The organism is Lewinellaceae bacterium (genome assembly GCA_020636105.1).
Taxonomy (GTDB): domain Bacteria; phylum Bacteroidota; class Bacteroidia; order Chitinophagales; family Saprospiraceae; genus BCD1.
Genome location: JACJYL010000001.1, coordinates 3,367,864 through 3,391,016 on the forward strand (window position 1 = coordinate 3,367,864; position 23,153 = coordinate 3,391,016).

Consider the following 23,153-nt stretch of genomic DNA (forward strand, 5'->3'; position numbering starts at 1 on the left):
TTAAAAACGCAACAATCGGTTCAGGAGTGCCCGGGAGAATTTCAGCGTAGGCATACTCGAAATGATTTTAAGATCTTCGGCCAGGGAGGTTTCCTCATCCAGAAATTTTAGGATATACTGAATTTTTGTTTTTCTGAACAATCCTGAAAAAAGCCGGGCCCCCAAATGGTTTTCCCCGGCCAATACATCCAGCATGATCATGTCATAAAACCAGAATTTTGTCCTTTTTGAAAATTTGGACAAGTCATGGTTATTTTTCAAAAAATCCACAAACTCAGCGGTTTTTTTGGTCGTATTCATGAAAGTATATCCGGTACTGGCTTTGGTCCAGCCGCCGGCTGTTCCCATATTCAGGATATTGGGAGTATTGTATTTTTCGAAATCAAAAGAGGTCATGGGAATGGATCCTTTTTCCGTTTCCACGATGCTGTAACCGATGATTTGGTGTGTGGATAAATATGCCCGGATTTCGTTTTCATAGGCGGATTGTTCCAGTAAATTCTCGGAAAAAAGAGTATATTCCACCAGGGCCAGGTTCTTTTGCAAAGGCAACACATACATAAACCGGGTATTGCCCTTTTGCGGCACCCGGAAATCCATGAAGGTGGCCATTTGATCATCGAACTGGTCCGTTTCCGTTTTGATAAACCATCCGACAAAATGCTGTTGTAAAACAGGATATTTTTGTTGACGGAGGAACTCCTTTGATAAAATGACGCTGTTAAAAACTTTTTCCGCCAGGTAACTTTCTGTGGCCGTTTCAACCCTTACGCCGTCAGCGGTATCTACAATGGATCGAACGGAATCCTGAATAAACGTAAAATTGGCTGTTTTGTCAAGGGTTTCCCAAATGGCCTTGTAAAAAGCTTCACTACGGATCATTTTGTAAGTATAAGGGGCGATGGAAAACCTTTTTTCAAAGTCGGTGCCCCCAAAAAAAATATCGCTCCAGGATTTGGCGAGGAATTCATCCCATTGCCCTTTTTCTTTTTCCCAAAAACACCAGGTCCGGTCATTGCTCATCTTTTTTGTGACATCGATCAGGGCGATCGATTTCTGGTCAAAAAAGGGATCCTTCGCCATCCTGTAGGCCAGCATCAATCCGGAGGCTCCTGCGCCTGTTATGATATAGTCGTATTGGTTCATTCAGCAATTAATCAACTGGAAAATGGTGTTGTCCTTCGTTAAAACAACACTTCCAATGCCTGGTATGGTTTTAGTGATATTTTTTTTCGTGCCCAAAGTTAATTTACTTTGCCGGATCAATAACAAGATTGCAGTTTTTTATCCTTTGAAAAATACGGGAATGAAATGATAGTATTCTTCCCCTAAAATAATATATTGTAGTTGTTAATTTTGAGCATCATTAAAAAAATACCGCAATGGAAAAAAGAAAAAATATAATCCTTGCCGCGATTAACGTGGTATGGTTTGCCGTCATGGTAACGGTAAATGCCCTGGCCAACATCCTGCCCATCAACGGAAAAAATACCGGAGAAATTTCAGATCAATACCCTAATTTGTTCGTGCCGGCCGGCATTACTTTTTCCATTTGGGGATTGATTTATTTACTGCTGCTGATTTTTGTGATTAATCAGTTATATCTCGCCGTAAAAGAAAAAACCATGGGACTATTATCTATAAAAAGCAGCCTGGTTTTTGGCCTTACCTGTATCCTTAATGCCCTTTGGATTCTGGCCTGGCATTATGAAATCGTGGCTTTATCGCTATTGATCATGGTGGGACTCCTTTTGTCATTGATCTATCTGTTCAGGCAAATCGAAGCTTCTCTGCCGCTAAACAAACAGGGAATCATCGCTGTATCGGTTCCGATCAGCGTTTACCTGGGCTGGATTTCCGTTGCCACAATAGCCAATGTAACGTCTTTGCTGGTATCCGTCAACTGGAACAGTTTTGGTATTGCACCCATTATCTGGACCATACTGATGATTCTTGTCGGCGGGGCATTGGGAGTGATCATGTTGCTAAAAAAGCAAAACATAGCCTACGCAGCGGTGATTCTTTGGGCCTATGCCGGCATAATCATAAAAAGAATGGCGGAAGATCCTGTCCGAAATGAAATCCTTTATGTGGTTTATGGAGTGATGGCCGTGATCATTGTATTAATGATCAATACTATTGTGAGAATGGCCCGGAAAAGACAATAAGGGTTAGCCGTTTAATCTCCTTAGGGATGGTTCAAAAATAATCGCTTTAAATAAAATTTCGATTGCCCAGTGCTTTAGCGCTGGGTAAAATATCATCAAGAACCCAGGCCTTTAGGCCTTACAACCATAAGAGAGGCTGAAAGCCCTGTAGCTTTGTTTTTTTGTATTTCCTGCACCAAAGCACAGGGCGATGGATGGCTTTTTAATAATTAAATTTCCTTATTCAAAATATATAATTAAACTTTTGGTACACGGTAACTACGTAAATAGCTGCCAATTATTGCACTGCAAAAAAAAATCCCGAATTTTGACTTAAGCCAAAATTCGGGATATCTTATTTTTTTAAAAGCAGAAAAACCAACCCTGTTAATTTTTCCGGTTGAGCATATCGTGCATGATCTTTAATGTTTCATCGATATAAACATCCTTGCTAACGGACTTGATCCAGTCTGTGTTCCTCGCTTCTTTGGACTCATCAGCATGGATGGAAGGCAGGTCTGTTTCCAGGTTTCGGATGCCACCCACGACTTCTGTTTTGAACATATCTTTGTATAAGGCAGATTCTTTATCCTGTTTTTCTTTTTCTTCCAGGAAAGTGTTCAGTTTAAGGCTGTAAGCTGTTTCTTCCCGCTGTTTCTGGAACCGGCGGGCATTTTCAAGTATTTTATTAAAAGCCTCGCTGCTGCCGATTCTTTCTTCACTCTTTTTACGCAATTTATCCTTATTCTGGACCTGGAATACATTCTGGCTGTAGGCCACAGGATCAATTTCGTCCCATCCCAGGCAATGGGCTTCTTCTCTTTCACCGGATTCAATGAATTGATAACTGTCGGGAAGAATGATATCGGGAATAACCCCTTTTTTCTGGGTTGAGGTTCCATTGATGCGATAAAACTTTTGGATGGTCAGTTTTATATCACCCAGTGGCTTATATTCTTCATAACCGTTGACTGTTTTATCCAGGTTCACAAATGTCTGAACGGTGCCTTTGCCAAAGGTGGATTTGCTGCCCACAATGAGGGCACGGTTGTAATCCTGCAGCGCGGCGGCGAGGATTTCCGAAGCCGAAGCACTTCCCGAATTGACCATGAGGATAAGGGGCCCGTCATAACTGACACTTGGGTTAAAATCTTGTTTTACCAACGGGTTTTTCCCTTTGGACTTCACCTGCACGATCGGTCCTCTTTCAATGAATAATCCGGACATTTTCACCACTTCTTCCAGTGAGCCTCCTCCATTATTCCTGATATCCATAATAATGCCATCCACTTTGGCGGCTTTAAGTTTTTCGATTTCCTTAGCCACATCAGCCGCACAAAAACGGCCGTCTTCATGCTCAAAATCAGCATAAAAACTGGGCAGGTACAAATAACCTATTTTCTCCCCTTCCTTTTCTCCGTCCAGGATCAAAGACCTGGCATAACTTTCATCAATGATCACAATATCCCTTACAATATGGATCTCCTTGATGGTGCCATCGCCTTTTTTGACGGTAAGGGTAACCTTGGTATCCTTATCCCCGCGGATCAGCTGCACTACATCATCGATCTCCATGCCTTTAATGTCCACAGGCTCCTCATTTTCCTGGGCCACTTTAAGGATAATATCATTCTCTTCGAGTTCTTTACCTTTCCAGGCGGGGCCACCCACTACGATACTGGCAACCTTTGTGTAATCCTTATCTGTCAGTAACCGGGCTCCGATCCCTTCGAGCCTTCCACTGAAACTGATGTTGAAATTTTCTTTGTCTATCGGTTTAAAGTAATTGGTATGCGGATCAAAGACAGAGGTTACGGCATTGAGAAAATATCCCAGGCGATCATTGCGTTTGAGCTTATGCAACCTTCCATACCAGCTGTCGAACATTTCCAATACTTCTCCACGCGCTTCTGCTTCGAGGGCTTCTTCCGATTTCTTTTCCCCTTCTTCTCCTACCTCCTTCTGCTCTTCGATTTTATCCACATAACGGGAGAGGGTTTCGTATTTCAGGTATTTTCGCCAAAATTCTTTTAATTCAAGGTCATTTTTGGGAATTTTCCGTTTTTCACCATCCATTTCAACCTTTTCATCAAGGGTGAAGTCAAAAGGTTTGGACAAAATATCCCTGTAAAACGACTGGGTCTTATCCAGATTCGCGTCGAAAATTTCAAGCGAGAGGTTGAAAAATTCATAGGTTCCCTTTTTCGCTTCATCATCGAGATCCTTTTCATACACCTTCAGTCTTTCGATATCTTCCTGGGTCACAAAACGACCATATCCAAAAAGCTGGTCTACATACTCGTCATATACCATTTCAGAAAAATCATCGTCAATTTCAAGGGGTTGATAATGCATATAATCAAGTCCACGCAATATCGTCTGCATCAAAACAGCCTCTTTCTCTTCATTCGTGCCCTGGGGGAACATGGCTCCCGCTAAGAGAAAGATGGCGATAATAGAAACAGACAGATAAATGATTCCTTTTTTGATCTTCATAATTTTTTGTTTTCTTTCAGAAACAAAGATGGATAATTGTATAAAATGTTGCACCCAAAAATGGGATAACCATACCATTAACGGAAAAAAGTATGGTTTAGTTAAGTATCAGGATCAAAATAATGGATTTTTCCATTAAAAAGCCACCGAATAAAGCCGTCTGCCTCTTTTTTAACAAAAAGATAACAATAAATACTACCTCGGCACCTCCACGCTTTTCATAATATCCCGGATCAGGCTTCTGGTGTCAATACCTTCCATTTCACGTTCGGGGGTCAGGATGACCCTGTGATTGAGCACGGGATAAGCGACATACTGGATATCATCAGGAGTCACAAAATCACGTCCGTTCATAGCGGCCACCGCCTTGGATGTTTTCATGATCGCGAGGGATGCACGGGGGGAAGCTCCCAGGAACAAGTCCGGATTATTACGCGTTTCATGCACGATCCCTGCGATATAATCCAGCAACTGATCCTTAATATGCACCTGCTCTATCAACTCCCGGCATTCCCGTACGTCCTTGGTGGTGAAAACAGCTGAGACATCAGCCACACTCTTCATGTCAAAATCCCGGGAAAAGCGTTTCAGAATAGCTTTTTCATCCGCCAGGTCAGGGTAATCTACGTGTATCTTAAAAATGAAGCGATCCAATTGCGCCTCGGGCAGTTTATAGGTTCCTTCCTGTTCAATGGGATTTTGTGTGGCGACGACAAAAAAGGGAAATTCAAAAGCATAGGTAACCCCATCCGCCGTAACCTGGTGTTCTTCCATCACCTCAAACATGGCTGCCTGTGTTTTGGCAGGGGCTCGGTTGATTTCATCGACGAGTATGACATTGGCAAAAATGGGCCCTTGTTTGAAGGTGAATTCCGATGTTTTCATATTAAACACTGTAGTCCCGATGACATCACTCGGCATGAGATCCGGAGTAAACTGGATTCGGGAGAATTGAGTATCCAGGGTTTTAGCCATGAGTTTGGCCATGAGTGTTTTGGCGATGCCCGGCACCCCTTCGACCAGCACATGTCCCCCTGTAAAGAGGGCGGTAAGCAGCAATTCAATATATTCGTCCTGCCCGACGATGACTTTGCCCACCTCATTTTTCACCTTGTTCACAACATTAGCCACTTTGGACAGATCGAGACGGCTCTGTTGCCATCGTTCATGACCTGGTTCCAAAACGGGAGGTTCAGCCGGTGTGGCTTCCTCTATAGGATTGACTTGCGGTACCTGTGGGTCGTTGTTTTCCAATTCCAGGTTTTCATTCAATTCGTCAACACTCATCATTTATCTTTTAGTTTTTTTTAATCAAGAAGGACCGGGGGGCTTTGGCTTTTCCCGGCCGGCATAGCTCTCAAATATAACACTTTCTTTTTCAGGAGGATTTATTTGAGATTTTTTTTGCACGGAGCCTTTACAACAGGCCTTTAAATATTTCTCGTTTTCCTTTCCTTTTTGTTCCTCCAAATTTTGAAAAAAGGGAGCCTTCCCCAACACTTACCTCCTCATTTCTCCGGCCTTGTAAAACTTGGCCATAACCTTGTAAAATTCAATGAGGGCCTCGGCTGACAGGTACCGGGTATTTTCGATATTGCGGTACATGTAGTAAATTTTTTGGATAATGTCCAGGGGAACCCCCGATTTATGGGCCAGTTTTTCTTCAAAAAGAGCATCCCCCTCCTGGAAGTGCAGGTTGTAGGATTCCTTGATGTCCACATGGAAGAATTTCATCTTTTGCAGCGCCAGTTGTCGGTGGTTGTTCTGAAGGAAATACAATCGTCCGATGGTACGTACGAACTCAAGTGAACTGTTGGTATTCGGTTCCAGAACAGGAATGATACGTTCTCTTCTTTTTACCCTGAAAATCAGGTACAGCAATCCCATCGACAGCAGCAGGTACCACGACCACTTTAGGGCCGGTTGGGAAAGGATGTATTGGAGCGGACTCCGGGACGACAAATTCCGATTCATGCCTTCGCCGCCACGATTGTTCATCGTTCGGGCCACACTCTCGGGGATGCGGCTGTATTCGTCCCAGTAAACGGGACCTTCGAGCATATGAGAAAATACCTTTCGCGCATATTCATACGCCGGCTCATTCAATAGATTGACATTGGTGAAGGCTATGGGGGTGGTATGAAGATAAAAATAGCCCTCGCCGTATTTCACGCGGGCAAAATTGATATAGTTATCGTCTATACGGCCTAGTTCGGCAAAAGCGCCTTCGGCATCGCAAAAATAATCGTCGTAAAAATAGCGCCAGTTGTAAGGCCCTGAACCGTAACGGGACAGGTAAACATATTTGCTTTGCTGATCGGCAAATAAATTGGGATGGGTAAGATTAAGCGCTACCGCGGTATCCGTCATGCTCGAAAAATCATCCCAAAGACTGGGTTCGCACTCCCCATCGTACAGGTAAAACATGAGGTTGTGAGGAATGTAATTGCAAAACAAGAAAACATCGTTTCCATTTACGGTAAAATCGATCAACCGACTGACATCGCTATCCGACATATACATGCTCTGGCCAATAAAAACGTAATTGGATAATTCTTCGGGAGCTTCCGGCAATGCTACAGAAAGGCTGTCCTGGATGACGATAAATTCCCTGTCCGTAGCCTTAAGCAATTCGGTAATGATCCTCGTTCCGTAAGGATCGTTGCCTTTCTGCTGATAATGCTCCTGCCAGTTATAGCGCTTTTTTGATCCAAAAAAATAAAATAAAAGCAGCACCAGAATCACCGTTCCAATAATGTAAAACAGGAGGTTGTTTTTTTTCATGAGGCACCGTTTTTGATCTTATCCGAAAATATTTCAAAAACGGGAGCCACCGACTCAAATTCCCACTGTTCCAAAATGACATTCCCATACCACACGCGCTCGAAAATATTGGTCAGTTCCCGGAAATCACTCTTCATCTCTTTTTCCTTCATCTCGTAGAGATAGGTACGGTTGGTCTTGTCTTTTTTCCATTTGATGATCCCGGACAGGGAGAGCGCCTTCAGGATATTGAGGTAATGCAATCGAATGGCCAGGGAATAGTTCCCTTCGGCGATGGCTCGTTCAAGGTAGGAATCTATATCAGAACGCTGGATATCCTCCTCGATTTTTTCGATGATTTCCTCATCAGACGGCACCGGTATTTTGCCAACTTTTTTGTCCTGGTTTTTGACCACCTGGTAAATGATCAGGGCGATGAGCCCCCCAAAAAACAAGATAAGAATCACCTTGGCCGGTGCAGACCATGCTCCAAAGTCCCATGACGCCGGGGGGGCAACCTTAGCATCTCGATCAAAGTCAGGTTCTTTGGCTTCTTTCTTCTTTTGCTTCAACTCATCTACGTCGTAATGAACATCCTTGGTCAGCTGCTTCCACCGTTCATAGCCCAGATCCTTTTCCGAAACCTCGGAATGGTTGTACTCCTCCGTAGGCCCCTGGGCGCACAATGCCCCCGGGATAATGAGGATCAGAAAAAGAAAATAGTTGAAGAACCTGTTCATCCGGTAAATATAGAGAATTTTATAAAACGGGGCACCCGGAATCAACCCGAATGCCCCGTCTTTTCGAAAAACCTTCCTTGAAAATTATTTTCCCAATAACTTATTGTATCGGTCGAGGTCTTTCAGCAGGGCGACGGCCTCTTTAACCTCCTTATCATTGCGGAGTCCCATTTTGATCTCCCCTTCCTGATAGTAAAAACGGGTAGCGATTTCTTTTTCGATCATGGCGATGATATCCTCTTTGTATTTCATCACCTCTTCTTTTTTAGAAGTACGCATCTTATTTTCAAGCGCTGTCAATTCTCCGTTGAGAGAAAATCCGTCCTCTTTCGCCTTTTCGCCGAGTTTTTTAAGAAGCTTCTCACTGTCCAGGTCAAATTTATAATCTTTGGCCTCAAGGAAGCTTACAAATTGATCAAAGCCGGTAAAATGGTAATCTTCTATGGTTTCGATGCTATCGATCTTCAGAACATACTCCGTCACAAAATCGAAGATCAGCTTTTCATCCACCAGTCCTTTTAGGACGCCTTTTGTTGGTCCTTCGATAAATACGTCCGGTTTCACCCCACCTCCATCGAGGACTACACGCCCGTTTTTTGTAGCGAATTTAGCTCTGAGCTCGTCGGCTATTTGTACGGGTTCTCCGTCTTTGTATTCCACGCTCTGTATGCAGCGCTGGCTTGGGATGTAGTATTTTGCTGTGGTAATTTTCACTTTGGAATTATACCCTACATCCATTGTATTCTGAACCAGTCCCTTTCCATAAGAACGTTGTCCGAGCAATACTCCGCGGTCATAATCCTGCATGACCCCACTGACGATCTCCGAAGCGGAAGCGGAATTTTTATTGATCAGGATCGTTAGGGGAATTTTGAGATCGACCGGATCGCCTGTGGTTTTAAAACTGCGATCCCAGTCTTTGACTTTTCCCCGGGTGGACACGACGAGCTCGTCTTTAGGGATAAAAATGTTACAGATGTTTACGGCTTCACGCAACAACCCCCCTCCATTGCCTCTAAGGTCCAGGATAAGTCCCTGCATTTCCGGATTTTTTTCTTTAAGTTCTTTATACGCATTGGCAATGTTGCGCCCTGCATCCTGGGTAAATACCGTCAGGGCAATATAACCTATGTCCTTGGTGACCATGCCATAATAAGGTACATTTTCCACGTTAACCTCACCCCTGACCAGGTTGATATCAAAATTTTTAGGCGTACCAGGGCGTTTTATGGTCAATTTTACCGAAGTCCCCGGAAACCCTTTTATAATGAGGTTAAAATCATCCATCGATTTTCCTTTGGCACTTTCCCCATCCACAGCCACTATCTGGTCGCCGACTTTCAGGCCTGCCTTATCCGCGGGCTGGTCTTTGTAGAGCGATGTAATGGTAACGTAATCTCCATGCACCTCACTCACCGCCCCGATGCCATGATATTTGCCTTCCGTCATAAAACGGTAGCCTTCGATATCCGATTCGGAAATGTAATTGGTGAAAGGATCAAGCGAGCCGACCATGGCATCAATTCCCGTTCGCATAAATTGCCCGGGGTCTATCTCATCGACATAGTTCGTATTCACCTCGCGATAAACGTTGGCAAATATTTCGATGTTTTTCAGTATTTCAAAGTGCCGGTTTTTTTCAGTGAGCACAGTAGTGGCCATACCGGACACAAAAATCAACAGCACGGCTGCTATTTTTAGCATTTTATTCCTCATCATAACTGATTTGTTCATAAGTAGGTGAATAGCCGGAAAGGGTCCGATAGCCCATACAAGGTGCCCGAAACAGTTCCGGATAAATGACTCAAATTTTTATCCTTAAAAAATAATATTCCTCACTGAGTGTATTCAATTATTGTGCCGAAAATAAAAACAAAGGTGGAAATCATTTACAAAACGAAACAACCTACCCTAATAATTGTTCTGAAACGTTGTTTAAGTAGTAAGAATACTATTTTTTATTTTCCACTAATTAAGCCCCGCTCTTGATGGCCGCTTCTTTCACCGCTTTGGCCACTTTCCAGGCTACATGTTCATCCAGGGTAGCTGCAATGACCTGTTCGCGTGTCGGGTTTTTAAGGTAATCGGCAATAGCGAAGGCTGCGGCCAGTTTCATGGAAGAGTTGATCGTTTTGGCCCGTGCATCGAGCGCCCCCCGGAAAATGCCTGGAAAACCGAGTACATTATTGACCTGGTTGGGCAGATCGCTTCTTCCTGTGCCCACAATGGCGGCCCCACCGGCATAGGCTTCTTCCGGCATAATTTCAGGGATCGGATTGGCAAGCGCAAAAATGATGGAGTCGCTGGCCATCGTACTGATATCATCACGATTCAGCAGGTCTCCCTGGCTTACCCCGATAAATACATCAGCCCCTTTGATTGCCTCACGAACATCCCCTTTTACATCCATTGGGTTGGAATACCTGAGCGCCTCTTTTTTCGATCCGTTCAAGTCGGTACGCTCGCTGTGGATAATCCCCTTGGAATCACACAGGATGACCTGTTTCACGGAGATACAGGCATCGCTTTCCGTGTAAGTGTCTTCGCACAAGAGCAGTTTGGCAATCGCAATACCGGCAGCACCGGCACCATTGATCACTACCTTGAGATCGAAGATATTCTTGCCTACTACCTTAACTGCATTGAGCAGAGCCGCCAAAACGACCACAGCCGTACCATGCTGATCATCGTGAAAAACAGGAATACCTATGTCCTGCAACCTGCGTTCCACCTCAAAACTTCGGGGTGCGGCAATATCTTCCAGGTTAATGCCTCCAAAAACGGGCGCAATCAGTTTTACCGTCTCCACGATCTTATCCGCATCCTGCGAATCGATACAAATGGGGAAGGCATTGATCCCTGCAAATCGTCTGAAGAGCATGGCTTTTCCTTCCATCACGGGAATGGAAGCATGGGCTCCAATATTGCCCAGGCCCAGAACTGCAGAACCATCGGTAACGATAGCTACCATATTGCCCTTAATGGTGTAATCCCAAACGGATTCGGGGTTCCTGAAGATTTCACGACAAGGTTCAGCCACTCCCGGGGAATAGACCAAAGACAAATCTTCTTTGGTCCGTACATCCATTTTGAGGCCGATTCTGATTTTTCCTCTCAGCCTTTTGTGCAGGTTGAGGGATTCTTGAAAATAATCCATAAAAGGTGGTTTTATTTTGGTTAGGTATGCGAGCTACGGTTTCTTATGGAAAGTTTTTCCATTATCCCCAAAATTCCGCCTCTCCACATGATTCATATAAAAAGTAAAAGCCTAGTGATTAAGCATTGCTCAAAAAAATGTTCATGTCTTGCTTTTGCCAGCGCTGAAAATTCTGTACCACCCAAAACGGATGAGGATCAACAAAATGGCAAAAATGAGCAATACCATTTCAAACCTCAGGTAGGAGAATACAATGATATGCGTTCGATCGATAAACCACATGAGTCCCAGGGTGGCTGAAATGATCATCACCAGGGCCGATAGTTTCCCAAATCCGGGCACATCATCCAGATCTACGTTATTCCTGATGATTAACAATGTAAAAATCATGGAGAAAACAGGCAGTATCTGGGTATAAATATCCGTATCCATGATGCTGCGTTTTTCAAACAAAAACATGTATATGCTTAGGCTAACAGAAAAAATGCCCGGCACACAAATGAGGTAGATCAGCGTGGAATACAGATATTTCCAAGGGCTGAGATGCCCTTCGTTTTTGCCAAAAAAACCTGAAAGCAAGGCCGTCATTGGAATGACGATGAAAAAAAACAGCAGGTAAACAGGGTTTTGAGCCATCAGGTCAAAGAGTTCTTTTAAGGTCATGATTTCTGGTTGTTTTTTTAAAATAACAGCAAAATGTTCTTGATTGGTCAAAATTTGAGGCTGCAAGATAAAAATAATCCGTTGTTCAAGCTTCAAAATTTTGTCTTTGAATAGGATGCCATGAAGAATAACTTTCCTGAAATTTTGATGAATTCATGACAATTCTTTCATGTATTTCGAGTAAATTTACCTTTATCAGCACATAAAGACCTACGACAAAAAAGAGCATATTATTATTCAAATCAAGACCCAAAAAAGAGGCTGTTTTTACTGAACACCCGGCATTTTTTCATTCAAAAATAAAAAACATGAAAATTTCCGGAATTTCATTGATGACGATTTTGAGTATCGCCTTTTTCCTATCCTCTACGGTATTTACTCATGGACAGGCTCCAAAACTTTGCCCGGAAGATGGCGTCGCCGGGGATGAGTTTGGCGTTTTTGTTTCCCTTTCGGGAGATTTTGCCCTTATCGGGGCAAGTGCCGCCCGGGTAGAAGAAAAAACCTGTGGGGCCGCTTACATTTTCAAACATGAACCCGACGGGTGGGTTCAGCGGGCCAAATTCTTTCCCGATACGCCCGATGAGGATGATTTGTTTGGAAAGATCCTAAAGCTTGACGGGGACCATGCGCTGGTGACTTCTTATAACGATGACGATATGGGAGAAAATGCCGGCGCTGCATTTATTTACCAAAGAACGGGAGACGATTGGACCTTACAATCGAAGCTGTTCGCCCTGGACGCTGAAGCTTTTGACAACTTCGGCGTGGCGGCAGATATCTACGGCGACCGTGCGATCATTGGAGCTTTCGGTGATGATGATAACGGTTTTTTCAGCGGATCGGCATACATTTTTGTCCGGCAGAATGAGCAGTGGATCCAGGAAGTCAAACTATTACCTTCTGACGGGGCTGCTTTTGATAAATTCGGAAGAAGCGTAGCCATCTCAGAAGATTACGCGGTTATTTGTGGAGTGCTTGATGACGATAACGGAGAGGAGAGCGGTTCGGTGTACGTTTTCAGAAGAAACGGCAACACCTGGACCGAAGAGGCCAAACTCACCCCTGACGATGGTGCCACGGGGGATCGTTTCGGCCGAAGTATAAGCATTGCCGGGGATTATGTGGCCATAAGCGCAGCCCTCAAAGACGAACACGGACTGGACAGTGGTTCGGCCTATGTTTTCAAAAGAGTGGACGGTCAATGGATTCAGCAAAGTAAGTTGGTACCGGATGATCTTGGTGTCGGGGATCTGATGGGATATTGCATTACCAGCAATGAAGATTTCGTAGCCATCAGTGCCCACCTGAATGACGAACAAGGGGCAGATGCCGGAGCTTTTTACCTGTTCCACCGGAACGGAGAGCAGTGGAGCGAGGCAGCAAAAATTACCGCTGATCACCCCGAGGCACTCGATTACTTTGGAATTTGCGTAGATATTTCTGCTGGTCAGCTCATTTGCGGCGCTCCCCTTGACCAGAGTGATGAAGGCATTGAATGTGGGGTAGCCTATATTTACGATTTACAGCAATACCTTTCCACAGAAGACATCGGAGCGAATTCTTTTTCCATTTTCCCCAACCCAGTTCACGACATTTTGTTTTTTAAAGAAAATAAAATACCTGACGGAACAGTGGTTGCTGTTTATAATGTAGCCGGGGAGTTGGTATTCAAAAAAATTCTAACCGGCCAAAGTGTACCTGTTTCAGGTCTTTCGCCAGGCACTTATTTCCTTGAGTTGACAACAAAGGAAGGAAGGAGTAGAGGAAAATTTATCGTAGATTGAGAAAGTAATACCGGGGGTTAGTCAAGTAGCTGGCCCCAATTGCCTAAAAAATCTTGCTCTCTGGCATTGGCACGCAGCTTTTTTAAAAAATCTTCCCGTGGGATAGCCCGTGCGCCCAGGCTGCCCAGGTGAGCGGTTTCCTGCTGGCAATCGATTAGGGTAAAACCCCGTGCTTCCAGCTTTTTCACGAGGATGGTGAAACCGAATTTTGAAGCGTTGGATTCAAAGCTGAACATGGATTCTCCGAAGAAAATTTTGCCCATCGAAAGACCGTAGAGGCCGCCTACCAGTTTTTCTTCATTCCAGACTTCAACGGAATGAGCATACCCCATTTCATGCAGCCTGGTATAAGCCTCTACCATCTCATCATTGATCCAGCTTCCGTACTGTCGTTTGCGATAATGATCCCGGCAATTCACCATAACCTGCCTAAATTGAGTATCAAAAGTGACGTTGAATTTTCCCTGGTTTAAATAAGGGCGCATGCTTTTTGACACTTTCAATTCATTGGGAAACAGCACGAACCTTGGATCCAGCGACCACCACAAAATTTCTTCCCCCGGGTTATACCACGGGAATATGCCCGAACGATAAGCCTGCAAAAGGCGATTCACCGAAAGATCGCCGCCGACAGCCAATAGCCCTGATTCTTCGGCAAAGGAAGGATCCGGAAAAGCTACATTGTGTTCATTAAGTAAAAAAACAGGCATGAAAAAAATTCAATTTCGGCGGCAAGACAACAAAAGATAAATGAAAAAATTCACCTTAAAAATTATCAGTCATCATCTCCCCCTTCGATAACAGCGGATAATCCTCTGTCGATGAGGGCATCTTTTTTGGGTTTTAATATCTTTTTGGGGGCAGTTTTTACCGTCGCTTTACCTTTGAAATGGATGAGAAGTGAAAGTTGTTCGGACTGTGTCTGGTCATGCCCCAAAACTTCCATAAAACACTCTACCACCCAGTCAAAAGTATTGTGGTCATCATTATAGACGACCAATTGCGCATCGTGGCCACGATCCGAATCAGCAACTTCGTCTTCGATAGCGACTTCTTCTTCAAATTCTTCAAATGGTGAGTTATAAAGCATGCTATTTTTTTATTGGCTTTAACTTATTTTTTTCAAAATAAGTTGCAGGATAAGCCACAAAATTACACAAAAATTTACCTTTTTTCCAATACTTTCGCACCGTGATGACAGAATCGACGAATTTAGCACCCTTGTAATCCAACCTGTTTTATAACTTCGTCACAACTGTTTACTATTTTGTTCGTTAATTAGATTGAACTATAACTGAGATTATGCGAGTTTTAAACCTGATAGTGATTATGCTCTTTTCGATTGGCCAGGGGATCATGGCACAACAATATACCCAGGAAGAAGTGAACCTGGAAAAAATGTTGATCGAAGCAAGCCGTGAGAAATTTTTAAAAAATTACGACAAAGCCATCGCCATTTTGGAGCAGGCTCATGAATTACAAAGTCAGGATCCTGCCATTGCCTACGAACTGGGAAAACTCTATGTCATTAGGGGCGACAATAGTAATGCAGAAAAGATGCTGAAAATTGCCGTTGCTTCAGGCGAGAATAATGAATGGTATTTCCAGGAGCTTTTAGACCTGTATCGCCATACAGGACAATACGAAAGCGCTCTTGCGCTTTGTGAAGAGCTCGTAGACAAGAACCCTTATACCAAGGACTATTATTATGATCTCGCCTGGTACAATACTGTTTTGAACCGATACCAGAAAGCCATTAAGGTGTATGACAAAATGGAGTCAAAATTTGGCTACGATGAACAAATCGCGACCCGCAGGCACCGGTTGTTTTTAATTTCCGGGGATAAGAAAAAAGCCGAAAAAGAATACGTCCGCCTCATCGAATCTTTTCCCAATAATCCTGATTACTATTTTTTCCTGGCTCAGTTTTATGAAAACCAGGGACAAACCGGCCAGGCAGATGAGGTGTACAGGAATATTTTAAAAATAGACCCCGGCAATGCGGAAGCCACCATGGCCCTGGCCGGAAGCCAGTCAAAAAACAAAGGAGATCTCACTTATATTCAGGCGCTGAAACCTGTTTTCGAAAAAGATGATCTCAGTATAGATCTCAAGGTAGAAAAACTAATTCCCATCATAACGAAGGTAGCCAACACTGCGGATGTGGAACTTGCCGACGCAGGGTTGCAATTGACGGCCATCCTTGAAAACGTTCATTCACAGGATGCCAAAGGGTTTGCTGCTTCCGGAGATTTACTGTACCATTCTAACAGGCTTGAACCTGCCCTTGAAAAATACAAAACCTCCCTTTCCCTTTCTGAAAACAATTTTATGGTATGGGAAAATGTAATGTACATAAACCTCGAACTGGGGCAATACAAAAAACTGCTGAGTACGACCAACCAGGTCATCGATTTATTCCCCAACAAAGCAGTGACCTATTACCTCAGCGGGGTTGCCAACCATGAACTCGGCAATAAAATCAATGCCCTGAATTCACTTAACCAGGCCTTGTTGATGAGCGCTAAGGATCTTGTTTTAAAATATAAAATTTATAAACTCCAGGGAATTATTTATTGTGAATCGGGACAAACCGAAAAAGCCGAAAAAGCCTTTAACAAGGCAATAGAGATCAATCCCGATGAAAAAGATAAATTGAATTGCAATGACCAAAAATAGTTTTAAATTTTACCTGGGTTTATTCCTGGCGCTTGGTTTTTTACAAAGTTGCAACACTTCACGTAACCTGAGCAAAACTCCTGAGAAAATGAGTTCCTCGGAACTCATCACCTATCTCAATACCCATCCGGTGATCCCGGAATGGTTCAACGGGAAAGCCAAGGTATCCTTCGACCATCCCGACCTGTCCATGACGTTTTCTTCCACCATAAAAATGAAAAAAGACAGCATCTTTTGGGCTAACGGCAAAAAACTCGGACTCGAAGCCGGACGCATACTCGTCAACAGGGACTCGGCTTTCGTGCTCGACCGGATCAACAATGATTACATTGCCGAAGGACTTGACTATATGGAGCGTCACAACCTTCCCGGAGATTTTAATGCCTTGCAGCAATTTATCCTCGGTAATCCCCTCATGCCAATGAATGGCGATTTTAAAGTAGAAAAAATCCCCGGCGGGTATCATATTTCCGGGAAACATCAGGATATTGATATCGATTATTTTTTTGCCAAAAAGAGCCTGCTCCTTGAAAAAGTCATCCTTTCACAAAAAGTTAAGGAAAAAATGCTTGAAATGTCGCTGGAAGAATACGCCATGCTGGACGACAAGACTAATTTTCCCTACCTTCGCAACATAAAAATGAAGGATGGTAAAGAAAATACCACCGTGCAGATAAAATTCACAAAGGTAGAAATTGATGTTCCACAAGAATTCCAATTTGTTGTCCCCGGGAAATACCTCGGTAAATAAGATGCGTTCTATTTCCCGGCGATTCCGTTCAAAACGGACCGGTTATTGTCTGAAAATAAAATCGGGTCAAACAAAAAACGGACATGCCACAGTAATACTGATCCTCCTTTTTTTTGGGTTTTCTCTGCTGCCTGCCGTGCTCATAGGACAGAACAGACAAACCCTGGAAGAAAAACGAAAAAAATTGCTGTCCGAAATCCAGGAAACCAACGGTAAGCTGGAAGAGACCAAAAAAAATAAGGCGGCTACATTCGATCAGTATATCACGCTGCGCTCCCAGGTAAAAAACAGGCAGTCGCTCATTGAAAATTTTACCCTGGAAATCGCCAAAACAGATTCTTCCATCATCGATGTTAGCGCTGTAATAGAATCGTTGAAAGAAGATCAGATTCGCCTGAAAGAGGATTATGCAGCCATGTTAAGAGCAGCCTATCGCATGAAACTAAACAATAACGGGCTCCAGTTTATTTTCTCCTCTGAGAGTTTCAACCAGGCCTATAAACGCTGGCAGTATATGCGCCAATATGAAAGGTTCCGCAAAAACCAGGCGTACCTGATAGAACAGACACAACTTACCCTTGAAAACAAGATACAGCTGCTGGAGCAGGAAAGAAAGGAAAAAACAGCCCTACTGGAACTGGCACGAGAACAAAAGGAAGCGGTAGGCAAAGAAATGAACCAGATGAACAGTATGCTGTCCAAGCTGAAAGGAGATGAGAAGAACCTGCTTACCGCCCTCAAAAAACAACAAGAGTCACACGAACAGTTGAACAATGCCATTGAAAGAGTTATCCTGGAAGAAATGGAGCGAAAGCGCAGGGACGCCAGGACCTCTACCGGAATAAATGCCCCCAAATCTTCCGCCGCAGATAACCTCTCCGGGCCGTTTGCCCAAAACAAAGGAAATCTGCCCTGGCCGGTAAAAACAGGTAGCATCACCGGTTATTTCGGTCGGCAGGATCACCCAACCATCAAAGGCATTAAAATAACCAACAACGGCATCGACATCAGAACGAGCAAAGGAGCGGAAGTATATGCTATTTTTGAAGGCAAAGTGGCAGGAACACAATTTATTCCCGGCTACAAACACACGGTCATCATCCAACACGGAAATTATTACTCAGTATATTCAAACCTCGAACAAATATTCGTCAAAAGAAATGATTTGATAAAAAATGGCCAAAGTGTGGGTAAAGTGGGAACTAAATCGCCCGATCTTCACTTTGAGATATGGCAGGAAAAAACCCGCCAGAATCCGGTAAACTGGATAAGAAAATAAAATTTAAAGACACAAGGTTAAAGGTTAAAATAAATGGAACATAACTGGAACATAGGAGAAAAAGAAAGTAAAGGGCTCAAAAAAGAAACGGAATACGCCGTTTTGGTTGGATTGATCCAGCGGAACCAAACGGAAGAACAGGTGACGGACTACCTTGACGAATTGGAATTCCTGGCGCTGACGGCAGGGGCAGTCTCGGTAAAAAGATTCGTTCAAAAAGTGGACAGTCCCAACCCGCGCACCTTCGTTGGAAAAGGAAAGCTTGAAGAAATTTTTAATTATATCGAGCGCCATGAAGAAATCAACATGGTCATTTTTGATGATGACCTGACGGGAAAACAAACGTCCATCCTCGAAGAATTTCTAAAAGTCAAAATCATCGACCGCAGTAGCCTTATCCTGGACATCTTCGCCAGCAGAGCACAAACAGCACAGGCTAAAACCCAGGTGGAACTGGCGCAAATGCAATACATGCTGCCGCGCCTCCGGGGTTTATGGACCCACCTTGAACGCCAGCGAGGAGGGATCGGGATGAGAGGCCCCGGGGAGCAGGAGATCGAAACCGACCGCCGTATCGTCCGGGACAAGATCAGCTTGCTGAAGAAAAAACTGGAAAAAATAGATCAGCAAAACGTCACCCGCCGTAAAAATCGTGGTGAACTGATCCGTGTGGCCCTGGTCGGGTATACCAATGTCGGAAAATCAACCCTGATGAATCTGCTAACCAAATCAGATGTTTTTGCCGAAAATAAACTCTTCGCTACCCTGGATACTACTGTAAGAAAGGCCGTATGGGAAGCCATGCCTTTCCTGGTGTCTGACACGGTAGGATTTATCCGAAAGCTGCCTCACCACCTCGTGGAGAGCTTTAAATCTACCCTCGATGAAGTCCGGGAAAGTGATATCCTCATCCATGTAGTCGATATCGCCCATCCCAATCATGAGGACCATATCCGTACGGTAAACGAAACACTTAAAGACCTGGAGTCGCAGGACAAACCGACTTTGATGGTTTTTAACAAGATAGACCTGTACCGCGAAAAAAATTACGACACTTATCTTGAAGGGGAGGTAAAAGAGGAGATTGAAAAGAACCTGCAGAAAAACCTGGAGCATGAATTTGACTGCCAGAATATTCTGATATCGGCCGTTACGCGTGAGAACCTTGAAGGCCTACGTCAGAAAATGACAGAAATGATCAAAACTCAATACCATGTAAGATATCCTTACCAGGCACAGAAATGGTAGGTTTTGGGTAGGTGAATGGTCGTGAATTACTAAAGGCAATACCAGGGCCTGCTGATGAAAAATAATTTTATATAAAAAGAAATAAATACTCAGGAACAGTTCAAAAATAAATTGACAATTTTAATCATGTAAATCACTAAAAATCAACACTTTTACATTTTTAATTTATCATTCTAAATTTCACATTTCCCTTAGATCCCGGGGGACTTCCAATACGGAAAATAACATTTAAACAATCGTTATTCAAAATATAAATACCATGGAAAATATCCTAAAAAAATACGCACAACTACTGGTCAATTATTGTCTTGAGATCAAGGAAGGTGAACGGCTTTTTATCCAATCCACTACACTTGCGGTTCCATTGGTCCGCGAAGTTTACCGGGAAGCCCTCAGGCAGGGAGCCCATGTGGAAACAGCGTTGGATTTCAGGGAACAAAACCGTATTTTTCTTGAAGAAGCCGGAGAAATGCAGCTCAATTACCAGCCGCTTTTATACACAAAAGCCATGGATGAATTTGACGGGTACCTTTTTATCCGGGCTCCCTTCAACCTTCGGGAAAATCAGGGTGCCGATGTAGGTAAATCAAAGATCAGGCAGGAAGCTCTGAAAGCCTCTCAACATAAATATTTTGAAAGAACGGCAACCCGTGATCTGAAACGGAACCTCTGCCAATACCCAACCCAGGCCAACGCCCAGGAAGCAGGCATGTCGCTTGAAGAATACGAAAATTTTATTTTTGGCGCCTGTAAATTATTCGATGAAGACCCGGTACAAAGCTGGCTCAATGTCCGGAAAAATCAGCAGGGTTATACGGACCTGCTCAACAGCCGGGAGCAGATTCGATACAAAGGCGACGGCATCGATATAAGTTTTTCCACCAAAGGAAGGACGTGGATCAATTCAGACGGGCAAACCAATATGCCTTCCGGTGAAATTTACACCTCTCCATTAGAGGATTCCATGAACGGGGTGATCCATTTTTCTTACCCTGCCATTTACATGGGCCACGAAGTGGAAGGCGTCACCCTTTGGGTCAAAGACGGTTATATTGAAAAATGGGAAGCCAAAAGAGGCCAGGAATTTTTGACCAGTATTTTCTCTATTGAAGGCACCCGTCGTTTTGGCGAAGTGGCCGTAGGGACCAATTACGACATCAACCGGTTTACCAAAAATATCCTTTTTGACGAAAAGATTGGAGGTACCGTTCACATGGCCGTTGGACAGTCCTATCTGCAAACAGGAGGCAAAAATAAATCCACCGTACATTGGGATATGATCGCCGGCATGCAGGATGGAGGTGAAATTTGGGCCGACGGGGAAAAGATATACGAGAATGGGAATTTTCTGCCAATTGGATAGTCTCTATCACAATATTCTCGAATTTCTTAGGTTAAATTATATGTCCTGTAAATTATTATCCCTAACTTGCGCTGTATTAATTATAGCTATGTTAGCAGTAGTACTAATTAAATAATAGAATAAAGTAACAACAGGGTTTGAGAAGTAATTACTATGAAACCATTAATCTTCCAAACACTAATTCATTAACCCAACAACGTCCTTGAACCGTGAACAAAAACATTGCATTTTTAGAACTAAAGTATGGCAACATTTACGGAGGGTACCCCAACTTTTACGCAATAAGTGAAATTGCACTTTTGGTCTTTGAGCAGGGCTCCAACAAAATTTTTCTGGAAACGTGGAACAACAATATGAATATTGAAGTGGTCAATGTGTTTCCCAAAGTAAATGAGTTAGGACATACCATTGGCAGAGGTAAAGAAGTGGTCAACCTTAGAACCCGCCGCAAAAGAAATTATGAAGAAGAATTCAGATTGGATGAAAGACAGTTAACTATGGCTTTCAAAAATCTTCACCCGACCAAAATGGCCATCAAGGCTTTCCTTCAAAAAAATATGCGGAAATACCGTTTCAATGACATCATCACTTTTGATGGTCGTCGCGATATTTTCCTTTGTGAAAGATCAGGGGTGTTATTTGACCGATACAACATCATTGATATTCAAAAGATATTGAATAAAGAAACAGAATACCTGTTTTCTTTGAATAAACTCAGCGTAGTCATAGGCTTTGATTACGATCAATCCTATTTGCGTTCCAACAACCTGGAATACTGGTTGCACCCGATTGCAGCAAGGCAGATTATGCCCAAAACAGCTGCTTTTGATGCCGCCAGGCTGCTGATGGTTTACAATGAGTATACCGTTTATAACGATGACTTTATGAGAAAAGCAGCTTTATTGCTCAATAAAATTCAGAATACAAAATAGTCGTTCCTCAACCGCATAATAAAAAAGGGATAGTCATGCTGATGATTATCCCTTTTTTATTATGCCTTTCCTGTTTCTATTTTCCGACTGCCTCCAGGCAGTCGATGACTGATTTCAGAAATACAAAAACGACTTCCCTTCCTTCTTTGGTCGTCAACCCATCTTCACTGTCAGAGAGGGCATCTTCAACAAAAGCGAGCAGGTCTTCCTGGGAAGTCTTTTCAAAAAACACGTCCAGCCGTTCTCTGAAAGACTGAGCACTGGTGCCTGCTTCAAGTAACTCCCAATTCTTTTCTTCGGCATCTTCAAAAATTTCTACCTCCACCGTTTCAAAAATTCCGTTCACTTTCTCTGAAGCGAGAAAAATGGTGAGCAATAAAAACAACACCAGCTCCCGTTCTTCCTGGTGGAGAATTTCCAGGTTTTCAGAAAAAATATAGCCAAACAATACGGGCTGGCGTTCCTGAAGGCTCGTTACAAAAGCTTCCAGGCTATCCTCTTCATCGTTGATCGATTCAACGACTTCGTCAATAATATCTTCACTTACAAATTTCATATCCGTTATTTGAGGCAAAAATACAATCTAAATGATTTATTTATCGAAAAGCATGCAAATATTAATGCAAAAAGCGCAAAGGACACTTTCTCCCTATGCGCTTTTGTAATACCCTAATTCCTGTTGAATTATTTAGTTTTTTATTAATTTTCGCTCCCAGTTATCGCCAGATTTGTCGGCAGGGCTTTTGGAAAGAATAAGGCTTGTTTGAATGGTCTTTCCTAATTCGTCCTTATCTAATTTACCTTCTTCAATATCCGAAGCATAACCAGCGGGCTTATTAACCGAATAGGCATTGATCATCTTGGGGCCTTTAAAATCATCCGGACCTTTGGCTGCTTCCCAAAGCAATTCATCCTGGGGCATTTCCGCTACTTTCTTTTCTTCTTTTTGCAGCTGAATGTAAGCCTTGAAACGGGATTTCATATCTTCAAGGTCTTCATAAACTCCATAATACGGCGTAGGTTGTTGAACAGTTTCCTGCTTAATAACTACAGTCGAATCAACAGTTTGTGTCTGGGCAAATGTAGTCAAACCCATGAAAGCAAAAACGAGGATAAATATGTTCTTTTGCATAATATTAAAGGATGTT

The 23,153-nt window shown here is 43.3% G+C and carries 20 protein-coding genes; 8 read left to right on the forward strand and 12 right to left on the reverse strand.

The window, feature by feature from the left end:
• Positions 1-1,146: a lycopene cyclase gene (locus H6571_12780; protein ID MCB9324606.1), complete on the reverse strand. Its 1,146-nt coding sequence runs from the start codon at positions 1,144-1,146 to the stop codon at positions 1-3.
• A gap of 236 nt (positions 1,147-1,382) precedes the next feature.
• On the opposite strand from H6571_12780, the gene H6571_12785 reads away from it, so the two are divergent.
• Positions 1,383-2,168, forward strand: coding sequence for a tryptophan-rich sensory protein (locus tag H6571_12785; protein ID MCB9324607.1), 786 nt, complete (start codon positions 1,383-1,385; stop codon positions 2,166-2,168).
• 366 nt (positions 2,169-2,534) lie between these two features.
• On the opposite strand, the gene H6571_12790 is transcribed toward H6571_12785, so the two are convergent.
• The 7 genes from H6571_12790 to H6571_12820 form a co-directional block, all read right to left on the reverse strand.
• On the reverse strand, positions 2,535-4,643 hold the full coding sequence (locus tag H6571_12790) for a carboxy terminal-processing peptidase (protein ID MCB9324608.1): 2,109 nt from the start codon (positions 4,641-4,643) through the stop codon (positions 2,535-2,537).
• Between the two features lie 195 nt (positions 4,644-4,838).
• Complete coding sequence (locus tag H6571_12795; GenBank protein MCB9324609.1) at positions 4,839-5,930, reverse strand: MoxR family ATPase; 1,092 nt, start codon at positions 5,928-5,930, stop codon at positions 4,839-4,841.
• A 213-nt stretch (positions 5,931-6,143) separates the two neighbouring features.
• Positions 6,144-7,427: a DUF4350 domain-containing protein gene (locus H6571_12800; GenBank protein ID MCB9324610.1), complete on the reverse strand. Its 1,284-nt coding sequence runs from the start codon at positions 7,425-7,427 to the stop codon at positions 6,144-6,146.
• Positions 7,424-8,146 (reverse strand): hypothetical protein, encoded by a 723-nt coding sequence (locus tag H6571_12805; GenBank protein MCB9324611.1) that lies wholly within the window; start codon positions 8,144-8,146, stop codon positions 7,424-7,426. The genes H6571_12800 and H6571_12805 overlap by 4 nt, the downstream gene beginning before the upstream one ends.
• 84 nt (positions 8,147-8,230) lie before the next feature.
• The gene (locus tag H6571_12810; GenBank protein MCB9324612.1) at positions 8,231-9,862 is read right to left on the reverse strand and encodes a S41 family peptidase; all 1,632 of its coding nucleotides are present in this window, start codon (positions 9,860-9,862) and stop codon (positions 8,231-8,233) included.
• A gap of 256 nt (positions 9,863-10,118) precedes the next feature.
• Positions 10,119-11,303 (reverse strand): NADP-dependent malic enzyme, encoded by a 1,185-nt coding sequence (locus tag H6571_12815; GenBank protein MCB9324613.1) that lies wholly within the window; start codon positions 11,301-11,303, stop codon positions 10,119-10,121.
• 141 nt (positions 11,304-11,444) lie between these two features.
• Positions 11,445-11,966: a hypothetical protein gene (locus H6571_12820; protein MCB9324614.1), complete on the reverse strand. Its 522-nt coding sequence runs from the start codon at positions 11,964-11,966 to the stop codon at positions 11,445-11,447.
• A gap of 308 nt (positions 11,967-12,274) precedes the next feature.
• On the opposite strand from H6571_12820, the gene H6571_12825 reads away from it, so the two are divergent.
• Positions 12,275-13,753, forward strand: a complete 1,479-nt coding sequence (locus H6571_12825; GenBank protein ID MCB9324615.1) for a T9SS type A sorting domain-containing protein — start codon at positions 12,275-12,277, stop codon at positions 13,751-13,753.
• 17 nt (positions 13,754-13,770) lie between these two features.
• Here the strand turns inward: H6571_12825 and H6571_12830 are convergent, their stop codons facing one another.
• Positions 13,771-14,463: a leucyl/phenylalanyl-tRNA--protein transferase gene (locus H6571_12830; GenBank protein MCB9324616.1), complete on the reverse strand. Its 693-nt coding sequence runs from the start codon at positions 14,461-14,463 to the stop codon at positions 13,771-13,773.
• A gap of 65 nt (positions 14,464-14,528) precedes the next feature.
• Positions 14,529-14,843 (reverse strand): ATP-dependent Clp protease adaptor ClpS, encoded by a 315-nt coding sequence (locus H6571_12835; protein ID MCB9324617.1) that lies wholly within the window; start codon positions 14,841-14,843, stop codon positions 14,529-14,531.
• A 239-nt stretch (positions 14,844-15,082) separates the two neighbouring features.
• Here H6571_12835 and H6571_12840 point away from each other — a divergent pair, with 239 nt between their 5' ends.
• The 6 genes from H6571_12840 to H6571_12865 all read left to right on the forward strand — a co-directional run bounded on the left by H6571_12840 (position 15,083) and on the right by H6571_12865 (position 22,005).
• Positions 15,083-16,432, forward strand: coding sequence for a tetratricopeptide repeat protein (locus H6571_12840; GenBank protein MCB9324618.1), 1,350 nt, complete (start codon positions 15,083-15,085; stop codon positions 16,430-16,432).
• The gene (locus H6571_12845; protein ID MCB9324619.1) at positions 16,419-17,183 is read left to right on the forward strand and encodes a DUF4292 domain-containing protein; all 765 of its coding nucleotides are present in this window, start codon (positions 16,419-16,421) and stop codon (positions 17,181-17,183) included. The genes H6571_12840 and H6571_12845 overlap by 14 nt, the downstream gene beginning before the upstream one ends.
• The gene (locus H6571_12850) at positions 17,131-18,462 is read left to right on the forward strand and encodes a peptidoglycan DD-metalloendopeptidase family protein (GenBank protein ID MCB9324620.1); all 1,332 of its coding nucleotides are present in this window, start codon (positions 17,131-17,133) and stop codon (positions 18,460-18,462) included. The genes H6571_12845 and H6571_12850 overlap by 53 nt, the downstream gene beginning before the upstream one ends.
• 33 nt (positions 18,463-18,495) lie before the next feature.
• Positions 18,496-19,710 (forward strand): GTPase HflX, encoded by a 1,215-nt coding sequence (gene hflX / locus H6571_12855; GenBank protein MCB9324621.1) that lies wholly within the window; start codon positions 18,496-18,498, stop codon positions 19,708-19,710.
• Between the two features lie 259 nt (positions 19,711-19,969).
• Positions 19,970-21,073 (forward strand): aminopeptidase, encoded by a 1,104-nt coding sequence (locus H6571_12860; protein MCB9324622.1) that lies wholly within the window; start codon positions 19,970-19,972, stop codon positions 21,071-21,073.
• A gap of 209 nt (positions 21,074-21,282) precedes the next feature.
• Positions 21,283-22,005 carry a hypothetical protein gene (locus H6571_12865; protein MCB9324623.1) on the forward strand — a complete coding sequence of 241 codons (723 nt, stop codon included), beginning with the start codon at positions 21,283-21,285 and terminating at the stop codon, positions 22,003-22,005.
• Positions 22,006-22,081: 76 nt separating this feature from the next.
• On the opposite strand, the gene H6571_12870 is transcribed toward H6571_12865, so the two are convergent.
• Together H6571_12870 and H6571_12875 are read right to left on the reverse strand one after the other, a co-directional pair.
• Positions 22,082-22,561 (reverse strand): hypothetical protein, encoded by a 480-nt coding sequence (locus H6571_12870; protein ID MCB9324624.1) that lies wholly within the window; start codon positions 22,559-22,561, stop codon positions 22,082-22,084.
• A gap of 132 nt (positions 22,562-22,693) precedes the next feature.
• Positions 22,694-23,137: a hypothetical protein gene (locus H6571_12875; protein ID MCB9324625.1), complete on the reverse strand. Its 444-nt coding sequence runs from the start codon at positions 23,135-23,137 to the stop codon at positions 22,694-22,696.
• Positions 23,138-23,153 lie beyond the last annotated feature (16 nt).